The organism is Halomonas alimentaria (genome assembly GCF_009902005.1).
GTDB classification, from domain to species: domain Bacteria; phylum Pseudomonadota; class Gammaproteobacteria; order Pseudomonadales; family Halomonadaceae; genus Halomonas; species Halomonas alimentaria.
This window is the reverse complement of the sequence record NZ_WUTT01000001.1, coordinates 2212292-2230398: the sequence shown is the minus strand read 5'-3', so window position 1 is coordinate 2230398 and position 18107 is coordinate 2212292. Positions and strand designations below refer to the sequence as shown.

At 65.1% G+C, this 18107-nt stretch carries 19 protein-coding genes and 1 tRNA gene; 7 read left to right on the top strand and 13 right to left on the bottom strand.

Annotated features, from left to right (window positions below):
• The first annotated feature begins 3 nt into the window (after positions 1 to 3).
• From GRB96_RS10575 to GRB96_RS10550, 6 genes are all read left to right on the top strand, one after another.
• The gene (locus GRB96_RS10575) at positions 4 to 2856 is read left to right on the top strand and encodes a molybdopterin-dependent oxidoreductase (RefSeq protein WP_161432103.1); all 2853 of its coding nucleotides are present in this window, start codon (positions 4 to 6) and stop codon (positions 2854 to 2856) included.
• A gap of 55 nt (positions 2857 to 2911) precedes the next feature.
• Positions 2912 to 3565: a formate dehydrogenase FDH3 subunit beta gene (gene fdh3B, locus GRB96_RS10570; protein WP_161432102.1), complete on the top strand. Its 654-nt coding sequence runs from the start codon at positions 2912 to 2914 to the stop codon at positions 3563 to 3565.
• Positions 3566 to 3577: 12 nt separating this feature from the next.
• Positions 3578 to 4651, top strand: coding sequence for a formate dehydrogenase subunit gamma (locus GRB96_RS10565; protein WP_161432101.1), 1074 nt, complete (start codon positions 3578 to 3580; stop codon positions 4649 to 4651).
• Between the two features lie 86 nt (positions 4652 to 4737).
• A complete protein-coding gene (locus GRB96_RS10560) occupies positions 4738 to 5088 on the top strand; it encodes a DUF1244 domain-containing protein (protein ID WP_161432100.1) in 351 nt (116 codons plus the stop codon).
• A complete protein-coding gene (gene moaB / locus GRB96_RS10555; RefSeq protein ID WP_161432099.1) occupies positions 5081 to 5602 on the top strand; it encodes a molybdenum cofactor biosynthesis protein B in 522 nt (173 codons plus the stop codon). Before GRB96_RS10560 ends, moaB begins: the two co-directional genes overlap by 8 nt.
• 162 nt (positions 5603 to 5764) lie before the next feature.
• The gene (locus tag GRB96_RS10550; RefSeq protein ID WP_161432098.1) at positions 5765 to 6976 is read left to right on the top strand and encodes a molybdopterin molybdotransferase MoeA; all 1212 of its coding nucleotides are present in this window, start codon (positions 5765 to 5767) and stop codon (positions 6974 to 6976) included.
• On the opposite strand, the gene GRB96_RS10545 is transcribed toward GRB96_RS10550, so the two are convergent.
• From GRB96_RS10545 to GRB96_RS10500, 10 genes are all read right to left on the bottom strand, one after another.
• Positions 6960 to 7547 (bottom strand): acyl carrier protein phosphodiesterase, encoded by a 588-nt coding sequence (locus tag GRB96_RS10545; RefSeq protein WP_161432097.1) that lies wholly within the window; start codon positions 7545 to 7547, stop codon positions 6960 to 6962. The genes GRB96_RS10550 and GRB96_RS10545 overlap by 17 nt on opposite strands.
• A gap of 7 nt (positions 7548 to 7554) precedes the next feature.
• Entirely contained in the window at positions 7555 to 7908 is a 354-nt protein-coding gene (locus GRB96_RS10540) for a TusE/DsrC/DsvC family sulfur relay protein (protein ID WP_161432096.1), read from the bottom strand.
• A complete protein-coding gene (tusB, locus tag GRB96_RS10535; protein WP_161432095.1) occupies positions 7908 to 8195 on the bottom strand; it encodes a sulfurtransferase complex subunit TusB in 288 nt (95 codons plus the stop codon). The genes GRB96_RS10540 and tusB overlap by 1 nt, the downstream gene beginning before the upstream one ends.
• An 11-nt stretch (positions 8196 to 8206) precedes the next feature.
• Complete coding sequence (gene tusC / locus GRB96_RS10530; protein WP_161432094.1) at positions 8207 to 8581, bottom strand: sulfurtransferase complex subunit TusC; 375 nt, start codon at positions 8579 to 8581, stop codon at positions 8207 to 8209.
• A gap of 12 nt (positions 8582 to 8593) precedes the next feature.
• A complete protein-coding gene (gene tusD, locus GRB96_RS10525; RefSeq protein ID WP_161432093.1) occupies positions 8594 to 8986 on the bottom strand; it encodes a sulfurtransferase complex subunit TusD in 393 nt (130 codons plus the stop codon).
• 74 nt (positions 8987 to 9060) lie between these two features.
• Positions 9061 to 9735, bottom strand: a complete 675-nt coding sequence (locus GRB96_RS10520; protein ID WP_161432092.1) for a Bax inhibitor-1/YccA family protein — start codon at positions 9733 to 9735, stop codon at positions 9061 to 9063.
• 109 nt (positions 9736 to 9844) lie between these two features.
• Positions 9845 to 10300 carry an NUDIX hydrolase gene (locus tag GRB96_RS10515; RefSeq protein WP_161432091.1) on the bottom strand — a complete coding sequence of 152 codons (456 nt, stop codon included), beginning with the start codon at positions 10298 to 10300 and terminating at the stop codon, positions 9845 to 9847.
• Between the two features lie 105 nt (positions 10301 to 10405).
• Entirely contained in the window at positions 10406 to 10963 is a 558-nt protein-coding gene (locus GRB96_RS10510; protein ID WP_161432090.1) for a YaeQ family protein, read from the bottom strand.
• Between the two features lie 95 nt (positions 10964 to 11058).
• A tRNA-Ser gene (locus GRB96_RS10505) sits at positions 11059 to 11148 on the bottom strand.
• A 74-nt stretch (positions 11149 to 11222) separates the two neighbouring features.
• Positions 11223 to 12929 (bottom strand): potassium/proton antiporter, encoded by a 1707-nt coding sequence (locus GRB96_RS10500; RefSeq protein WP_161432089.1) that lies wholly within the window; start codon positions 12927 to 12929, stop codon positions 11223 to 11225.
• 146 nt (positions 12930 to 13075) lie between these two features.
• On the opposite strand from GRB96_RS10500, the gene GRB96_RS10495 reads away from it, so the two are divergent.
• Positions 13076 to 14269: an ABC transporter substrate-binding protein gene (locus tag GRB96_RS10495; protein WP_161432088.1), complete on the top strand. Its 1194-nt coding sequence runs from the start codon at positions 13076 to 13078 to the stop codon at positions 14267 to 14269.
• Between the two features lie 3 nt (positions 14270 to 14272).
• On the opposite strand, the gene GRB96_RS10490 is transcribed toward GRB96_RS10495, so the two are convergent.
• The 3 genes from GRB96_RS10490 to GRB96_RS10480 all read right to left on the bottom strand — a co-directional run bounded on the left by GRB96_RS10490 (position 14273) and on the right by GRB96_RS10480 (position 17936).
• Complete coding sequence (locus GRB96_RS10490; protein WP_161432087.1) at positions 14273 to 15061, bottom strand: alpha/beta fold hydrolase; 789 nt, start codon at positions 15059 to 15061, stop codon at positions 14273 to 14275.
• Positions 15062 to 15096: 35 nt separating this feature from the next.
• Complete coding sequence (locus GRB96_RS10485) at positions 15097 to 15780, bottom strand: 7-cyano-7-deazaguanine/7-aminomethyl-7-deazaguanine transporter (RefSeq protein WP_161432086.1); 684 nt, start codon at positions 15778 to 15780, stop codon at positions 15097 to 15099.
• Positions 15781 to 16004: 224 nt separating this feature from the next.
• The gene (locus tag GRB96_RS10480; RefSeq protein ID WP_276608760.1) at positions 16005 to 17936 is read right to left on the bottom strand and encodes a propionyl-CoA synthetase; all 1932 of its coding nucleotides are present in this window, start codon (positions 17934 to 17936) and stop codon (positions 16005 to 16007) included.
• Positions 17937 to 18107 lie beyond the last annotated feature (171 nt).

Sequence of the window (18107 nt, the reverse complement as noted above, 5' to 3'; positions counted from 1 at the left end):
GTCATGCGTCTGACTCGTAAGACACAGTCCCAGCGGCCCCAGGGCCTGGGCATTTCACGTCGCCAGTTCCTCAAGCGGAGCGGGGCAACCACCGGGGGCCTGGCCGCCGCCGGTTTCATGGGCACGCCGATGATGCGCCGTGCCGAAGCCGCCGAGAAGACCGCGTTCTCCGACGCCCCGGTGGAGACCAAGCGCACCGTCTGCTCACACTGCTCGGTGGGCTGCGGCGTCTATGCCGAGGTCCAGGAAGGGGTCTGGACCAAGCAGGAGCCGGCCTTCGATCACCCGATCAACCGCGGCGCCCACTGCGCCAAGGGCGCGTCTCTTCGTCAGCATGGCCACTCCAGCCGCCGCCTCAAGTACCCCATGAAGCTGGTGGGTGGGGAATGGCAGCGAATGAGCTGGGAGGACGCCATCGAAGAGATCGGCGACAAGGTGCTCCAGCTCACCGAGCAGCATGGCCCCGACAGCATCTACTGGCTGGGCTCGGCCAAGTTCAACAACGAACAGGCCTACCTGATGCGCAAGTTCGCCGCCCTGGCCGGTACCAACAATACCGACCACCAGGCGCGCATCTGCCACTCCACCACCGTGGCCGGCGTGGCCAACACCTGGGGCTACGGGGCGATGACCAACTCGCTCAACGACCTCCAGAACAGCAAGTCGATCATGTTCATCGGCTCCAACCCCAGCGAGGCGCATCCGGTGGCCATGCAGCATATCCTGCTGGCCAAGGAGCGCAGCCAGGCGCAGATCATCGTCGTCGACCCGCGCTTCACGCGTACTGCCGCCAAGGCCGACAGCTATGTACGCATCCGCCCCGGCTCCGACGTGGCCTTCATCTGGGGCCTGCTGTGGCACATCTTCGCCAATGGCTGGGAGGACCGCGAGTATATCGACCAGCGCGTCTACGCCCTGGACGAGGTGCGCGAGGAGGTCGCCAACTTCCCGCCCGATGAGGTTGAGCGCATCACCGGTGTGCCCGAGGCGCAGATGTACGACACCGCCCGCCGCCTGGCAGAGAACCGCCCCGGCTGCATCGTGTGGTGCATGGGCGGCACCCAGCACACCACCGGCAACAACAACACCCGCGCCTACTGCATCCTCGAGCTGGCACTGGGCAACATCGGCAAGTCCGGTGGCGGCGCCAACATCTTCCGCGGCCACGACAACGTCCAGGGCGCCACCGATCTGGGCCTGATGTCCCACTCCCTGCCCGGCTACTACGGCCTGGCCGAAGGCGCCTGGAAGCACTGGGCGCGGGTCTGGGATCTCGACTACGAGTGGCTGAAGGGCCGCTTCGACCAGACCGAGTACTCGGACGACCAGCCCATGTACACCAACGGCATCACGGTGTCGCGCTGGATCGACGGCGTCCTCGAAGACGATGAGAACATCACCCAGCGCACCCAACTCAAGGCGATGTTCTACTGGGGCCATGCGGTCAACTCCCAGACCCGTGGCCCCGAGATGCAGAAGGCCATGCAGCAGCTGGAGATGATGGTCATCGTCGACCCCTACCCCACCGTGGCAGGCGTCATGCATGGCCGCCAGGACGGTGTCTACCTGCTGCCGGCGGCGACCCAGTTCGAGACCACCGGCAGTGTCACCGCCACCAACCGCTCCATCCAGTGGCGCGACAAGGTGATCGACCCGCTGTTCGAGTCCAAGCCCGACCACGAGATCATGTACCTGCTCTCGCGCAAGCTGGGCTTTGCCGACCAGCTCTTCAAGAACATCGAGGTCAAAGGCACCGAGCCGGTGATCGAGGACATCACCCGCGAGTTCAACGCCGGCATGTGGACCGTGGGCTACACCGGCCAGAGCCCGGAGCGTCTCAAGGCGCACCAGCAGAACTGGCACACCTTCAGCTTCCGCGACCTCAAGGCCGAGGGCGGTCCCGCGGACGGTGACTACTACGGCCTGCCCTGGCCCTGCTGGGGCAACGCCAAGATGGGCCACCCCGGCACCCCGATCCTCTACGACACCAGCAAGAAGGTCTCCGAGGGTGGCCTCACCTTCCGCGCCCGCTTCGGCATCGAGCACAACGGGCAGAACATCCTCTCCGATGGCTCCTTCAGCGCCGGTTCCGAGCTCGAGGATGGCTATCCCGAGTTCACCGCCGAGATGCTCAAAGACCTGGGCTGGTGGGATGACCTCACCGCCGAGGAACAGGCCGAGGCGGAGGGCAAGAACTGGAAGACCGACCTCTCCGGCGGCATCCAGCGCGTGGCCATCGCCCACGAGTGTTCGCCCTTCGGCAACGCCAAGGCGCGCTGCAACGTCTGGACCTTCCCCGACCCGATCCCCAAGCACCGCGAGCCGCTGTATACCAGCCGTCGCGACCTGGTCGAGGACTACCCGACCTGGGACGACGTCGCCTCCCACTACCGCCTGCCGACGCTCTACAAGAGCATCCAGGAGCAGGATGTGACCGGGGACTACCCGATCATCCTCACCTCCGGACGCCTGGTGGAATACGAAGGCGGTGGCGAGGAGACCCGCTCCATGTCCTGGCTCGCCGAACTGCAGCAGGAGATGTTCGTCGAGATCAACCCGGCGCTGGCCAACGACCTGGGTATCGCCGAGGGCGACGACGTCTGGGTCGAGGGTGCCGAGGGCGGCCGCGTGCGGGTCAAGGCACTGGTGACCAACCGCGTTGCCCGCGAGGTGGTGTTCATGCCCTTCCACTTCGGCGGCATGTTCCAGGGCGAGAGCCTGCACGACGTCTATCCGGAGGGCTCGGCACCCTATGTGCTGGGCGAGGCGGCCAATACCGCCACCACCTACGGCTACGACACCGTGACCCAGATGCAGGAAACCAAGTGCACCCTGTGCCGCATCGAGCGCGCCTGACGCCTGACGAAACACGCGGGGCGGGCCCGGCCCGTCCCGCCACGAGGAGACTACCATGGCCCAGATGAAATTCATGTGCGACGCGGAGCGCTGCATCGAGTGCAACGGCTGCGTCACCGCCTGCAAGAACGCCAACGAGACCGACTGGGGCATCCAGCGCCGCCGGGTCGTGACACTCAACGACGGCGAACCCGAGGAAGTCTCGATCTCGGTCGCCTGCATGCACTGCGACGACGCGCCGTGTATGGCGGTCTGCCCCACCGACTGCTTCTACAAGACCGACGACGGTATCGTGCTCCACGACAAGGATCTGTGCATCGGCTGCGGCTACTGCCTCTACGCCTGTCCCTTTGGCGCCCCGCAGTTCCCCCAGCAGAATGCCTTCGGCGAGCGCGGCAAGATGGACAAGTGCACCTTCTGCGCCGGTGGTCCGGCGGAGACCAAGGAGGAGGAGTACCAGAAGTACGGCGCCAACCGCATCGCGGAGGGCAAGTTGCCGCTGTGCGCCGAGATGTGCTCCACCAAGGCGCTGCTGGCCGGCGATGCCCAGGAAGTCGCTGACATCTTCCGCCAGCGTGTCGTCCAGCGCGGCCACAAGGATGGCGGCTGGTCAGGCAACCAGCGTCGCGAGCAGGAGCGCACCCGGGCGGGTCAGCCGGACGTTTCGGCAGCGGACTCTCTCGCTTACGATGCGGCCCGCCAGGGCTGAGGAGGTGATCTCATGAGCCACTCCATCCAATGGCGGTCGCTATGGCGACTGCCGCTGCTGGCCCTGGTGCTGCCGGCCCTGGTGCTGGTAGTTGGCCTGGCGCTGGCCCAGGGCGCCCAGGCCCAGTCGGACCCCCAGGGCGAGGCGGCCACCGCCGTGCCTGCTCTGGACGCCGACACCTGGCGGCAGGTTCGCAGCGGCGAGGTCGATGCCAACTATCGCGACAGCCGCTTCGACTCCACCTACAACCTGGTCAATGCCAGCGGCGAGACCTGGCGCCAGTGGCGCAACCGCTGGGTGTCACCCTACGGGCTGATCGTCATCGGCGGCATGCTGGCGATGATCGTGCTCTTCTACCTGATTGCGGGCCGCAAGAAGCTGGATGAGCCACGCACGGGAAGGAAACTGCTGCGCTGGAGCGCCGTGTCGCGCTCATTGCACTGGAGCGTGGCCACGCTGTTCATCCTGCTCGCCCTGTCGGGACTCACCCTCCTCTACGGCAAGCACGTGTTCTACCCGCTGTTCGGTGCCGGCGCCTGGGGCGCCATGGTGTCGGCCTCCAAGCTGGTGCACAACTACCTGGGGCCGTTCTTCGGCATCCTGCTGCTGATCCTGCTGGCCAAGCTGTTGGTGCATAACCTGCCGAAGAAGCACGACATCGACTGGTTCCGCAAGGGGGGCGGCCTGGTGGGCAAGGAGCATCCCGACGCAGGCTTCGCCAATGCCGGCGAGAAGGCCTGGTACTGGCTGCTGGCCACCGCCGGGGTGGTGGTGATCATCAGCGGCCTTGTCCTGGACTTCCCCAACTACGGACAGGCGCGTGACACCATGCAGTGGGCCAATCTGGTACACGGCATCGGTGCACTGGGCCTCACCGCCGTGGCGCTGGGCCATATCTACATCGGCACGCTCGGCACCGAGGGCTCCCTCGAGGGCATGACGACCGGCTACGTCGACGAGACCTGGGCCAAGGAGCACCATAACCTCTGGTATGAGGAGGTGAAGGAGAGCGCCGTGCCCGAGGAGCAGCTCGCTACCGGCAGCAAGGAAGCGACGGGAGGCTCCTCGCCGCAGAGCTCCACCTAGCGTGATTCATTGAGCCACCTTCGACACCGCCTTCGGGCGGTGTCTTTTGTTATTCTGGATGCCTACCATAGGATGGAGTGATCCCCATGCAACACCTGGACGAGACAACCCGCACCGAACTCGAGGCGGCCGCCTTCCGTCGCCTGCTGCGTCACCTGGATGAGCACAAGGAGGTCCAGAACATCGACCTGATGATCCTCGCGGACTTCTGTCGCAACTGCCTCTCCAAGTGGCTGATGACCGCCGCCGAGGAGCGCGGCGCCGAGCTCGACTACGACAAGGCCCGCGAGTATGTCTACGGCATGCCCTACGCCGAGTGGAAGGAGAAGTACCAGCAGGAGGCCACGCCGGAACAGCAGGCCGCCTTCGAGGCACGCCACGCCCCGAAGCAGCCCAGCACCAGGCAGAACAACGAGGAGTCAGCACAGAATGGCTGAGTCGATGATCTCCCTCTCCATCGCCGTGCTGACGATCTCCGATACCCGCACCGAGGAGACCGACCGCAGCGGCCAGGCACTGGTCGAGCGCCTGACCACGGCCGGCCACCACCTGGCCGAGAAGCGCATCGTCCCCGATGACGTCTACCGGATTCGCGCCGTTGTCTCCGCCTGGATCGCCGACCCCGAGATACAGGTGGTACTCACCACCGGCGGCACCGGTTTCACTGGGCGTGACTCCACGCCGGAGGCGGTATCGGTGCTCCTCGATAAGCGAATCGAGGGCTTCGGGGAGCTGTTTCGCCAACTGAGCAGGCAGGAGATCGGCAGCTCCACCGTGCAGAGCCGCTGCCTGGGTGGGCTGGCCAACGCCACCGTGCTGTTCTGCCTGCCGGGCTCCACCGGCGCCTGTCGTACCGCCTGGGATGGCATCCTCGCCGAGCAGCTCGACAGCCGACACAAACCATGTAATTTCGCCAATCTGGTGATTCCGGAGCGAGGCCAGCATGCCTGACAAGACGTTCAATCGGCACAAGCCATGCAACTTTCTATACATTCAGGCCAACCTGGTGATTCCCGAGCGAGGCCAGCATGGCTGACATGACAATCAATCGGCACAAGCCATGCAACTTTCTATACATTCAGGCCAACCTGGTGATCCCGGAGCGAGGCCAGCATGGATAGCAAACTCAAGCCGGTCGCCGAGGCGCTGGAGGCACTACTGCAGGGTGTCGCCATGCTGGACAGCGAGAGGGTGCCGTGTGACGAGGCGGCCGGTCGCGTGCTGGCCGAGGCTGTCATGGCGAGGCTCGACGTGCCCTCCTTCGACAACAGCGCCATGGATGGCTATGCCCTGCACCATCGCGACGCGGGACGCCGGCTGCCCATCAGCCAGCGTATTGCCGCGGGGAGCCCCGTCCAGCCGCTGGAAGACGGCAGTTGCGCCAGGATCTTCACCGGCGGCGAGATTCCGCCGGGTGCCGACTGCGTGGTCATGCAGGAGCGCGTCGAGGTGACGGGTGATACGGCCCTTGTCCCTGCGGATATTGCGGCAGGCGACAACATCCGTCGCCGCGGCCGCGACGTCGCATCCGGCAGCACGCTGCTCGAGGCCGGCACCCGGCTGGAGGCAGCGGCCCTCGGGCATCTCGCCGGCCAGGGCATCACCGAGGTCGAGGTGCGGCGTCGGCCGAGAGTCGCCCTGCTCTCCACCGGCGACGAGATCGTCGATCCTGGCCAGTCGCTGGGCCCGGGCCAGCTCTACAACTCCAACCGCCCCATGCTCCGCCGGTTGCTGGAGCGCTTCGGGGTCACCCTGGTGATGACGGCATCGATACCCGATGACCCCGCCGCCACCCGGGAAGTGCTGGCCGAGGCTGCCAGCCAGGCGGATATCGTGGTGACCACCGGCGGCGTCAGCGTCGGCGACGAGGACCACGTCAAGGCGGCCGTGGAGTCTCTCGGGCAGCTGGATCTGTGGCGGCTGGCGATTCGCCCGGGCAAGCCGCTGGCCCTGGGCCGGATTCCCCGGAGAGACGGTGAGACACGTTTCGTGGGGCTGCCGGGCAACCCGGTGTCAAGCTTCGTGGGTGCCTGGCTGTTCCTGAGGCCGCTGGTCGGCAGCATGCTGGGCTGCCCGGCACTGGTCTCATTGCCCGAGATCCCGGCGCGCAGCAACTTCTCGACCCACACCGGCCCGCGGGCTCACTACATGCGGGTCGTACTGCGGTTCGACGAGCAGGGCCCGTATGCCGAGGCCTTTGCCGACCAGAATTCGGCGGTGCTCTCCTCGTGCATCGAGGCCGATGCCCTGGCCGTGATTCCCCCTGAGAGCACGATCTCGCCGGGCGATCGCGTGACCTGCCTGTGGCTCAGAAGCGACGCCTAGGCGATTCCGGGGTCACTTCCAGCGCTTCGCGCACCGCTGGCCAGAGGCGCTGGAAATCATCACGCAGGAGCGGGTACTCGGCCTCCAGCCAGGGCACCAGCTCCAACAGCCGGTTGGGACCGGAGAGTCGCTGGCCGATGCCGGCGATGGCACGGCAGGTAAATGCGAAGTCGGCATAGCGCCGCAGCCAGTCCTGCTCCACCAGCAACGGCATCATCGGTGCCAGGCGTGCTGGGGCTGCGCGCTGGACCAGCAGCCGATAGCTGCGCGTGACAAGCGGCGAGTCCCGCTCCGCGATACCTGGCTCCAGGGCCACGAAGTGATCCCACACCAAGTCCAGGGCGATTCCCACGAAGCGTCTGCCCGAGCGCGGCGATCGCGCCAGGATCTCGCGCGTCACCCCATGGCTGTCCACGAAGGCATCGACGCGGCGGTGGTGGCGAATCCCACGGGCAACCTCGTCAGGCCAGCCGTCGAGGTCACTTCCCTTCACCCCGTCGGCGATCAGGTTGCCGTAGAGGAAGTCGTCGCCGCCACCTCGGGCCAGCCAGGCATGGGCCAGGAAGTTCATGGCGTGCTCACAGGCAGTTGGTGGGCTTGGGCAACCCTGCCAGCCGCGCGCCTACCTTGGCGGGGCTGCCCGGGAACAGCTTCATCAGGTGCATCGAGCGTCCCTTGTCGGGTCCAAGCGCCTGTCCGACAGCCTTCACCAGGGGTCGCATTGCCGGCGCCTGTTCGAAGCGCGCATAGAACTCCCGCAGTACGCGCAGCACCTCCCAGTGCTCCTCGCTCAGCAGGATACCCTCTTCCTCGGCCAGTCGTTCGGCGACCTCGGGTGACCAGTCCTCCATGTCGACCAGAAAGCCCTCCGGGTCGAGCGGGATATTCTTTTCATCTAAAGATATATAACGGTATATTTCTACGCTTGCCATCAGTACCAACTCACCGTGCGCTCGCACTCCTCGGTCAGGGCCACGAAGCCCTCGATATCGACGACGCGGACCGTCGGGTCGCATAGGCCGAGCAACCCCCTTGACGCAAGGTCCTCATGCAGGGCGTAGACACGCCCGGCGACACTCGCGTACCGAGCCTGCTGCGCCGGCAAGGCACCGAGGACGCCGTCCTCGATCAATAACAGCCTGTCCTCCGGCCCCATCCCCGCCAGTGCCTGGTCGAGAACGGGGGACAGCGGAGAGCGATTCAGGGTATGCAGCAACATGGCGTATCTCGTCAGAAGTTCAGAACCAGCGCATGGGACGCCAGTAGCTCAGCGATCCTGTCAGCGTCCACGCCCTGCACCGGCAGCATAAATTGCTCGTCGCTCAGGCCCAGCGACTCCATCCCGCGCTTTTCCACCAGCAGGCTGTCGATATCGTACATCTCCAGCATGGCCAGTGTCGGTGCGGTGCCCTTCTGTCCCAGCGGTCCCGCCTGCTGCCCCTCGAGCAGCGCCGTGATGCCCTCCCCCATGAACAGCAGTGTCACCCGCCGGTCGAAGGCCGCGGCGACCAGGGCAACATCCAGCCCTTCCTTAAGCCAGCTCGATCCATGGGGGGCATGGCGCAGTATCACCAGCAGGTCGCCATGGCGAGTCTCGTCTTGCATCCGGGGTTCTCCTCAAGGGCCGAACGTGATCAGCCGATCGCAGCGCAGGCCAAGATCGACCAACTGACCCAGCCCCGTCAGTTCAAAGGGGGGCTCGACGCTGCAACCCTGCTTGCCGTGTCGTGCGGCCTCCTGCTCGTCGAGCAGGCCGCGCCTGAGGGCGGCGGCAATACAGACCTGCAGGGGCACGGCATGCTCGCGGGCCAGCTCGGCCCAGGCATCAACCAGGTGGGGTTCGTCCTGGGGCGGGGCAGCCAGCCTGGCCGCGTTATGCACGCCATCATGGTAGAAGAACACCCCGTCGACGACATGACCCTTGGCCAGCAGCGCACGCGTGAAGCGTAGCGCCGAGTGGACCGCCTGGCTGGTGTAGGGGGCATCGAGCAGAAGGATGGCGTAACGCATCCGGGGGTCTCCTGAAAACAGGCTGGCCCCGCCTAGGCGGGGCCAGCCATATCATTGGCCTGTCGTAGCTTCGATCAGTCGTTGCTCATGATCCCCAGCAGGGAGAGCAGGCTGACGAAGAGGTTATAGATCGATACGTAGAGGGTGATGGTGGCCAGGATATAGTTGGTCTCACCGGCGCGGTGCACGATCTCGCTGGTTTGGTAGAGGATCGCCGCGGAGGAGAAAAGCACGAAACCGGCGGAAACCATCAGCATCAGGGCGGGAATCTGGAAGATCAGCCCGGCCACCATGGCCAGGACCAGCACGATGGCGCCTGCCATCATGAAGTTACCCAGGAAGCTGAAGTCCTTCTTGGTCACCAGTGCAACAGCGGAGAGGCCGATGAAGGTCAGGCCGGTCATGGCCAGGGCATTCATCACCAGGGCAGCGCCATTGGGCAGCGCCAGGTAGGCGTTGAGAATCGGGCCGAGGGTGAAGCCCATGAAACCCGTAAAGGCGAAGGTGGTGAGCAGCCCCATCGCGGAGTGGGCAGTCTTGTGGACCAGGAACATCAGTCCGTAGGCGCCGATGAAGAAGACAAAAATATTCATGCGCTCGATGCCCATCGCCATGGCGGCACCGGCGGTCACGGCGGAGAAGAGCAGCGTCATGGCCAGCAGCCCGTAGGTATTGCGCAGCACCTTGTCGGTGCTGGACACCCGGGTCTGGGTCTCCTGGCGGGTCATCTGTGACTCTTGATAGGCCATTGATCCTGTGCTCCCTGTCGTCAATTGATCTTGCCAGTGGACTAGCATGCCGCCTGGAAGTTCCGCACGCAAGAGCTTGAGGGAACAGCACTCAACGCTGTTTCTGCACTCATGCCCCCAAATGTGCCCCCCGCAGCAAGGCCCTGGCAACACCCGCTGCTGTGGAACAGACATCGCTACCTGCGGCCTCCAGCGCCTCTTCATCCAGCCAGACCAGCTCCGTGGCATCGCTGGCGGCGGCCTCCTCGCCGCCCTGCCACTCCATGCGCAGGACGATGATCACATAGTGGCCGCGCAGACTACCGTCGATCTCATGGTCGAACACATCGATGGCGGTAAAGACCTCCCCGGCACGCGCTTGCAGCCCAGTCTCCTCGAGGAGTTCGCGTTCGGCGGCGGCCTGCAACGTATCCCCTGGCTCGACCTTGCCGCCAGGAAGAGCCAGCCGCCCTGCGTTGGGCGCATGGGCACGACGCACCATCAGGATGCGGTCGTTCCAGATCAGGGCGGTGGAGACCGCGGGAATCGGGCGGGTCAAGACGTGGGGGGCTTCGGTAATCGACATGCGGGACTCACGGCGACAGGGATGTTTACCTACTCTGAGAGTTACCGACGCTCGTCGCAAGACGATGATCTACGCGGGCCGGTACCCGCTCAGGCTTTGGCTCGCTTACATCCGACTCGGGACGGCTTCCTGGCGCGCCTCGACGTTGACCTCTAGCGCCGTCTCCGCATTGGCCAACCAGATGGCGCCATCCTGAATGGTGATATTGAGATCCATGCCGCGGCCCGCCAGCTGGCCAAGTACTGCCATGCTCTCCGGGGGAATGTCGTAGACGCTGAGATTACCTAGGCTCGCCAGCTTTCTGCCCAGCTGTTCCCACCAGACCCTGGCGCCTTGGCCGCTGTAGGTATAGAGCACCACCTGCCGCGCGCGGCCGCAGGCACGGCGAATCTCGCGCTCATCCGGCTGACCCAGCTGAATCCAGAGCTCGATCTCGCCGCTCAGGTTGCGGATCCACAGATCGGGCTCGTCGTCGGTACTGACGCCGCGGCCGAAGGCAAGATCCTCATGGGCATGTCGCGCGTAGGCCAGCACGCGGAGCATCATGCGCTCGTCGGTCTCCGACGGATGGCGGGCAAGGGTGAGAGAATGTTCGCCGTAGTAGTGGCGATCCATATCGGCAATCTGGAGCCTTGCCTTGAAAATGGTGGCTTTCAGTGCCATTCGGGTGGCCTCAAGGAAACGTGCATGATAGCCAGCTCCAGAACACCGCTGCCTATAAAAAAAGCCACTGTAAACAGTGGCTTTTCCTAGTGTAATGGCGGAGGGACAGGGATTCGAACCCTGGAAGGGCGTTAACCCTTGCCGGTTTTCAAGACCGGTGCATTCAACCGCTCTGCCATCCCTCCGGCTTACGGCGGAGAATATTACCAGTTTTCGTGCCTCGGTCAAGAGCCAAATGCGATCAAGGCCTTAGCGGCCATCAGTAGAGTCGCAGGCCGACCCGGGTCACACGGTTGCCCTCCATCTCGCTGACCACCCAGTGGATGCCATGCCAGTCGACGTCGTCACCCACCACCGGGTGGCCACCGACGCGCAACGACACGAAGTCACTCAGGCTCATTTCCCGCTCGCCGGGACTCAGGGTCAGCCCGTAGGCATCGGCAATGTCCTGCATCCTGGCGTCACCGTCGAAGGTGAAGGTACCGAAGAAGGCACGCTCCTGCTTGAGCTTGGCCTCGCCATTGAACAGCCGGTTCAGCGCCGGCAGGTCCTCGCTGCGGCCGATCACACACAGCACATCGCCCAGTTGCAGCCGGGTACTGCCCTTGGGGTGCAGCATGGCGTGCTCACGAAACAGCGCCGAGATCAGGGCACCGGAGGGGAAGCGCAGCAGGCGGATGGGGGTATCGGCGATGTCCTCGTTATCGACTCGATAGACGAACATCTCGTAGTCGTTCTCGGGCAGGATTCCCAGCGGGCCGCGATGGTTGGGGGTCACCGTGCTGGGCATCAACACGCGGGTCCAGCGGGCCATCAGCGACAGCGTACCTCCCTGTACCAGCAGCGACAGCAGCACGACCGCAAAGGCCACATTGAAGTACAGCGAGGCCCCCTCCACCCCACTGATGACCGGGAAGATGGCCAGCACGATGGGCACCGCGCCACGCAGCCCCACCCAGGAGATGAAGCCGACCTCGCGCCAGCGGAACTTGAAGAACGGCTTGAGCGCGATGACCACGGCGATCGGCCGCGCCACGAAGATCAGCATCAGGCCGACCAGCGTCGCCGGCAACGCATAGTGAAGGAGCTCGGAGGGCGATACCAGCAGGCCGAGCATCAGGAACAGTCCGATCTGGCTCAGCCAGGCCAGGCCATCGTGTACCGGCAGGATGAAGTTGAGATGACGGCCCTTCTGGTTACCGATCATCAGGCCCGCCAGGTAGATCGCCAGGAAACCGCTGCCGCCGAGGAAGCTGGTCAGGCCGAAGATGCAGAACCCCAACGACAGGGCCAGCAGCGAATAGAGGCCGGGGGCCAGGTCCACCCAGCGCAGCAGTCGCGCACTCAACCAGCCGGCCCCCAAACCGATCAGCAGGCCCAGGCCGAACTGCTCGACCAGCAGCAGCCCGGTCTCCAGGGGACCATCGATCTGGCCGACCAGCAGCTCGGCCAGCACCATGGTCAGGAAGATCGCCATGGGATCGTTGGTTCCGGATTCGATCTCGAGTGTCGCCCCGACCCGCTCGTTGAGGTTCAGCCCTCGGCCGCTGAGCATGGAGAACACCGCCGCGGCGTCGGTCGAGCCAACGATGGCCCCCACCAGCAACCCCTGGATCAGGGTGAGCTCGAAGACCCACATGGCGAAAAGGCCAACCAGGCCGCTGGTGATGAAGACCCCTAGGGTGGCCAGCGACAGGGCCGGCCTGAAGCCTACGCGAAAGGTCTTCAGGCGGGTACGAAGCCCGCCGTCGAGAAGGATCATCGCCAGGGCGAGATGGCTGATGATGAAGGCCAATGGATAGTTGTCGAAGCGGATACCCAGCAACCCCTCTTCCCCAGCCAGCATTCCCAGGCCGAGGAAGATCAGCAGCAGGGGAAGCCCGATGAGGCTGGAAAGTCGACTGCCCAGCACGCTCAAGGCGATCAGCAGCCCGGTGAAGAAGAACAGGGTATTGATGACGTCCATGGCATCCTCTCGATGGCTGACATTGCATTATCGCATGCGGCCTATGACCGCGCGATGCCGATGGCGAGCAACTGGCCACACAGTCCGCGTCGCGGATACACTTGGCTCCGGCCAAGCGCCCCCTTATCTCGTCGCGGAGCCCGTGAATGCCCAACCACCCTGCCTCTGTTCTCTGGCGATGTTCGCGTCTCGTCCTGTGCCTGCTGCTGGCCCTGGGACTACTCACCTCCCTGACCTGGGCAGAAGAGAGCCTGGAGCCCCCCGAGGCTCCGCTGACCCTCGGTGGCGATGTCATGGTGCCCGACCTCGACGCCACCCCCGAACAACAGACGGCAACCCCGAGCTTGCCCAGGATCGAGGAGCCGCCTGTCGACGAGACGGCAGGAGCCGAGCCCGATACGCCGGTCCCCAGCGTGACCCACGCGCCTGCCGAGCCGCTGGAACCCCCGCCGCTCGAGTCACTGACGATCATGCTCGACTGGTATCCCGGCCTGCATCATGCCGCCCTGATCCTGGCGGCGGGCAACGGGCTGCCCCAGCGCGAGGGACTGGAGCTGGAACTCACGACCCCGGCCGACCCCGGTGCCCCGCTGCGTCTCCTGGATGCCAACCTGGTCGACCTGGCACTCACCCATCAGCTGCAGCTGCATCTCCAGGTCGCGCGCGGCAAGTCTGCTGTTCGCGTGGCAACACTGGCGGATACCCCGCTGGCCGGCGTGGTGATCCGCGAATCCACCGACGTCGAGGGACCGGAGGACCTCGCCGGGCTCACCCTCGGGTACGCCACCGAGGATGGCCGCGACATCCTGCTTCCCGCCCTGATTGCCCCCCACGGCATCGCCCAGGGTGAGGTGAGCATGGTAGAGACCGGCTTCGCCCTGGCCACCGCCATGACCGAACAGTCCCTGGACGGCCTGGTGACGCCGCTGCGCCTGACGCTGCCGCGCCAGCTGGCGGATCGCGGCGTGTCGACCCGCCAGCTCAACGTCGAGAAGCACGGCATCCCGTTCCACGACGGGCTGATCCTTGTGGCAAACCGCGACCGCCTGGCCCGTCTCCGGGAGCCCATCATCGAGCTTGTCGACATCCTGCGTGACACCACCCTATGGATGATCGAGAACCCCGAGATGGCATGGGAGGCCCTGGTCGAACTGGAGCCGACCATCGACACCCCCGCCAACCGTGACGCCTGGAACGCCACCCTGATGCGCCTGAGCGCCCAGCCCGCGGCGCTGGACAGTCGGCGCTATGGCCAGGTCGAGGCTTACCTCCACGAAAACGGGCTGATCGAATCGATCAGCCCGCTGGAACGTCTTGCGGTGGACCTCGGCGCCGACTGAGGGTCAGGCGGCACCCGACTCCACGGCCGCGAGGAATTCATCGATGGACTCACGGAATGCCTCGGGCTGTTCGGCATGCAGCCAGTGCCCCGCTTCCAGCGTCACCAGCCGGGCCTCCGGCAGCACCTCATGAAGTGCCGGCAGGTGCTCATCGGCGACATAGTGAGAATCGCGGCCTCGCAGCACCAGGGTCGGCCCGGTGAAGGGCTCGCTGCCGGCCGGCTCTCCCATGATCGACTCGTAGTCATCCTGGATCTCGTCCAGCCCCAGGCGCAGTGCCATGCCCTCTGGCTCGCCGCGCACCAGATTCGTGGCCAGGAACAGTCGCACGGCCTTCTCGCTGACATGTTCGGCCAGCAACGCATCGGCCTCGCGGCGATTGGCCGGGCGGCCCTCCACCACCCGGCGCAGCCCCGCGAATACGCTGTCGTGGTCGTGTCCATAGGCCACCGGCGCGATGTCGCCGACGATCAGCGACGCCACGCGCTCGGGCGCCAGACGGGCCAGGGAAATCACGACCTTGCCGCCCATGGAGTGGCCGAGTAGATGGGCGCACGGAATAGACAGGCGGTCGAGCAGCGCCAGCACATCTCCGGCCATCTCCGCATAGCCCATCCCGGTGACATGCGGCGAACGACCATGGTTACGCAGGTCCACCGCCACGACCCGGCGACTGGACTCCCAGGCCTTGATATGTGAGCGCCAGTTGTCGGCACTGCCGAACAGGCCGTGGATGACCACCAGCGGCGTGCCAGCGCCACCGGTATCCAGGTAATTGAGCTCGATAGGCATGAGGTAGTCCTCGTCCAGGAGTGTCGGTTGGCGTATCAGTAGCGGGCACGCGCCACCTCGGGTGCGAGATCGTCGCTGCCGGTGACGGCCACCAGGCGACGGCTCAGCCAGGCCAGCAGTACCCCGTAGAGCGGCAGGAAGAACAGCAGGCTAATGACCAGCTTGATCACGTAGTCGACCCAGGCGATCTCCAGCCAGTTGGCCGCCATGAAGGCGTCGGGGCTATTGTGGAAGGCGATCGCAAAGAAGGCGAAGGTATCGGCCAGATTGCCCGCCACCGTGGAGATTGCCGGCGCCACCCACCAGGCGCGCAGACGCCGCAGGCGGTCGAACACGTGCACGTCGAGCAGTTGCCCCAGCACGTAGGCCATGAAGCTGGCCACAGCGATGCGGGCGACGAACAGGTTCCACTCGCCCAGGGCCTCCACGCCGGCGAAGCCGCCACGCGGGAACACCACCGAGACGACATAGGAGATCACCAGCGCCGGCAGCATCACCCGCATGATGATGGCTCGAGCCGGCCCCTTGCCGAAGAGGCGCACGGTCAGGTCGGTGGCCAGGAAGATGAAGGGAAAGCTGAAGGCGCCCCAGGTGGTGTGGTAGCCAAATAGCGTGAAGGGCAACTGCACCAGGTAGTTGCTGGCGGCGATCACGGCGATATGGAAGGTGACGAGCAGCGCCAGGCAGCGGCGATACTGGGAGTCGGAAAGCACGAACATCTCGGGTCCTTTTTTGGTGGAGGGGTGAGGGAACCCTCATGCAGGAAGGCGCCGGCATCTGCCGGCGCGGGCGCATTATACGGACTGACTCGCCCGCTGGCCATGCATCCACCCCAACAGATAGGGCTCTCGCCGTTAACCCCAAAGCGATAGCCCTGCCCTACCAGACGCAGCACGCCGCCCCAGGGGGGGGCGGCGTGCGTTGTCGCTGGATGGCTCGCGGGTCAGACCTGGCGGGCGTCGTGGGCGGCGCCGACCTCGCGGGCCTTCATGGCCTCATGAATCTCCTCGAGGCTCGCCGGATCATCGATGGTCGAGGGTATGCCGAACTCCTTGCCGTCGGCGATATTGCGCAGCAGCTTGCGCAGGATCTTGCCGGAGCGTGTCTTGGGCAGGCGGTCCACCACCAGCACCTGCTTGAAACAGGCGATGGGGCCGATCTTCTCACGCACCAGGGCAATCAGCTCCTCCTCCAGCTCCACCTCGCGGCCATGGAAGCCATCCTTGGGAATCACCAGGCCCACCGGCAGCTGCCCCTTGAGCGCATCATGGATCCCGATGACGGTGCACTCCGCCACTGCAGGGTGCGCGCCCACGACCTCTTCCATCTCGCCGGTGGAGAGGCGATGGCCCGCGACGTTGATGACGTCATCGGTGCGTCCCATGATGAACAGGTAGCCATCTTCATCGACATAACCACCGTCCCCGGTCAGATAGTAGCCCGGGAAGGCCGCCATATAGGCCGCGTGGAAGCGTTGCGGGTCACCCCACACCCCGGTCAGGCAACCGGGCGGCATGGGCTGCTTGATCACCACGCTGCCCTGCTCCATGGGCCCAACCTGCTCCCCCTCACGATCGAGGATCTGCACGTCGAACCCCGGCACCGGCACGGTGGCACTCCCCGCCTTGGTAGGCATGGGTTCCAGGCCGTGCAGATTGGCGGCGATGGGCCAACCGGTCTCGGTCTGCCACCAGTGGTCGATCACCGGCACGTCGAGCAGGTCGTCGAGCCAATGAAAGGTGGGCGGGTCGAGGCGCTCGCCGGCCAGGAACAGCGCCTTGAGGCTGGAAATGTCGTACTCGGCCAGCAGCTTGCCGTCCGGGTCCTCCTTCTTGATGGCGCGGAAGGCGGTCGGCGCGGTGAAGAAGCTCTTCACCCGATACTCCTCGATCAGCCGCCAGAAGGCACCGGCATCGGGCGTCTTAACCGGCTTGCCCTCGTAGACCACGCTGGTAGCCCCGCGCAGCAGCGGCGCATAGACGATATAGGAGTGGCCAACCACCCAGCCCACATCCGAAGCCGAGAAGAACACCTCACCCGGGGCCACGTCGTAGATCACATCCATGGAGTAGGCCAGCGCCACCGCATAGCCGCCGGTGTCGCGGACCACGCCCTTGGGCTTGCCGGTGGTGCCGGAGGTGTAGAGCACATAGAGCGGGTCGGTACCCTTCACCGGCACGCAGTCGGCAGGCGTCGCCTTCTCCACCAGGGCTGCCCAGTCATGGTCGCGCTGCCCCAGTTCGGCAACGTGCTGCTCACGCTGGAAGATCACGCAGGCATCGGGCTTGTGGGCACTCTGCTCGATGGCCGCATCGATGATCGGCTTGTAGGGCAGGACCTTGTTGACCTCGACGCCGCAGGAAGCCGCTACCACGACCTTGGGAGCGGCATCCTCGATACGCACGGCCAGCTCATGGGGAGCGAAGCCACCGAACACCACCGAGTGCACGGCACCGAGCCTGGCACAGGCGTACATGGCCACCAGGGCCTCGGGCACCATGGGCATGTAGATCACCACCCGGTCGCCTTTCTCCACACCCAGGTCCCTGAGCGCCCCCGCAAAGCTCGCCACCTGGTCGCGCATCTCGCGGTAGGTGATGGTGCGCTTGCTGTCGGTTACCGGAGAGTCCCAGAGGAGAGCCGGCTGCTCTCCTCTGCCCTGCTCGACATGATGGTCGAGGGCGGCATAGGCGATGTTCAGCTCGCCATCACCGTACCAGCGCGCGTGATTGGCCTCGTCGTAGTCGAGAATGCGCTGGGGCTCCTTGAACCAGGGAATGCGTCGGGCCTGCTCGGCCCAGAAGGCCTCGGGGTGGTCAATCGAACGGCGGAATTCGTTGGTGTAGGTGCTCATGGCGTTCCTGTCACGGTCCAGTGCGGATGATTGTTGACACTGTAAAGCACAAACCCCGAAACACCCTCATACGATAGGCTAATTTTCGACGAAAGATGCAATGCCTGAAGTTTTATTGTCAACAACAGGCGCGAAAACAACTCGCAAAAGACGTCAATTCAACGCGCGCGCTCGGCGGGGACTAGGCTATGC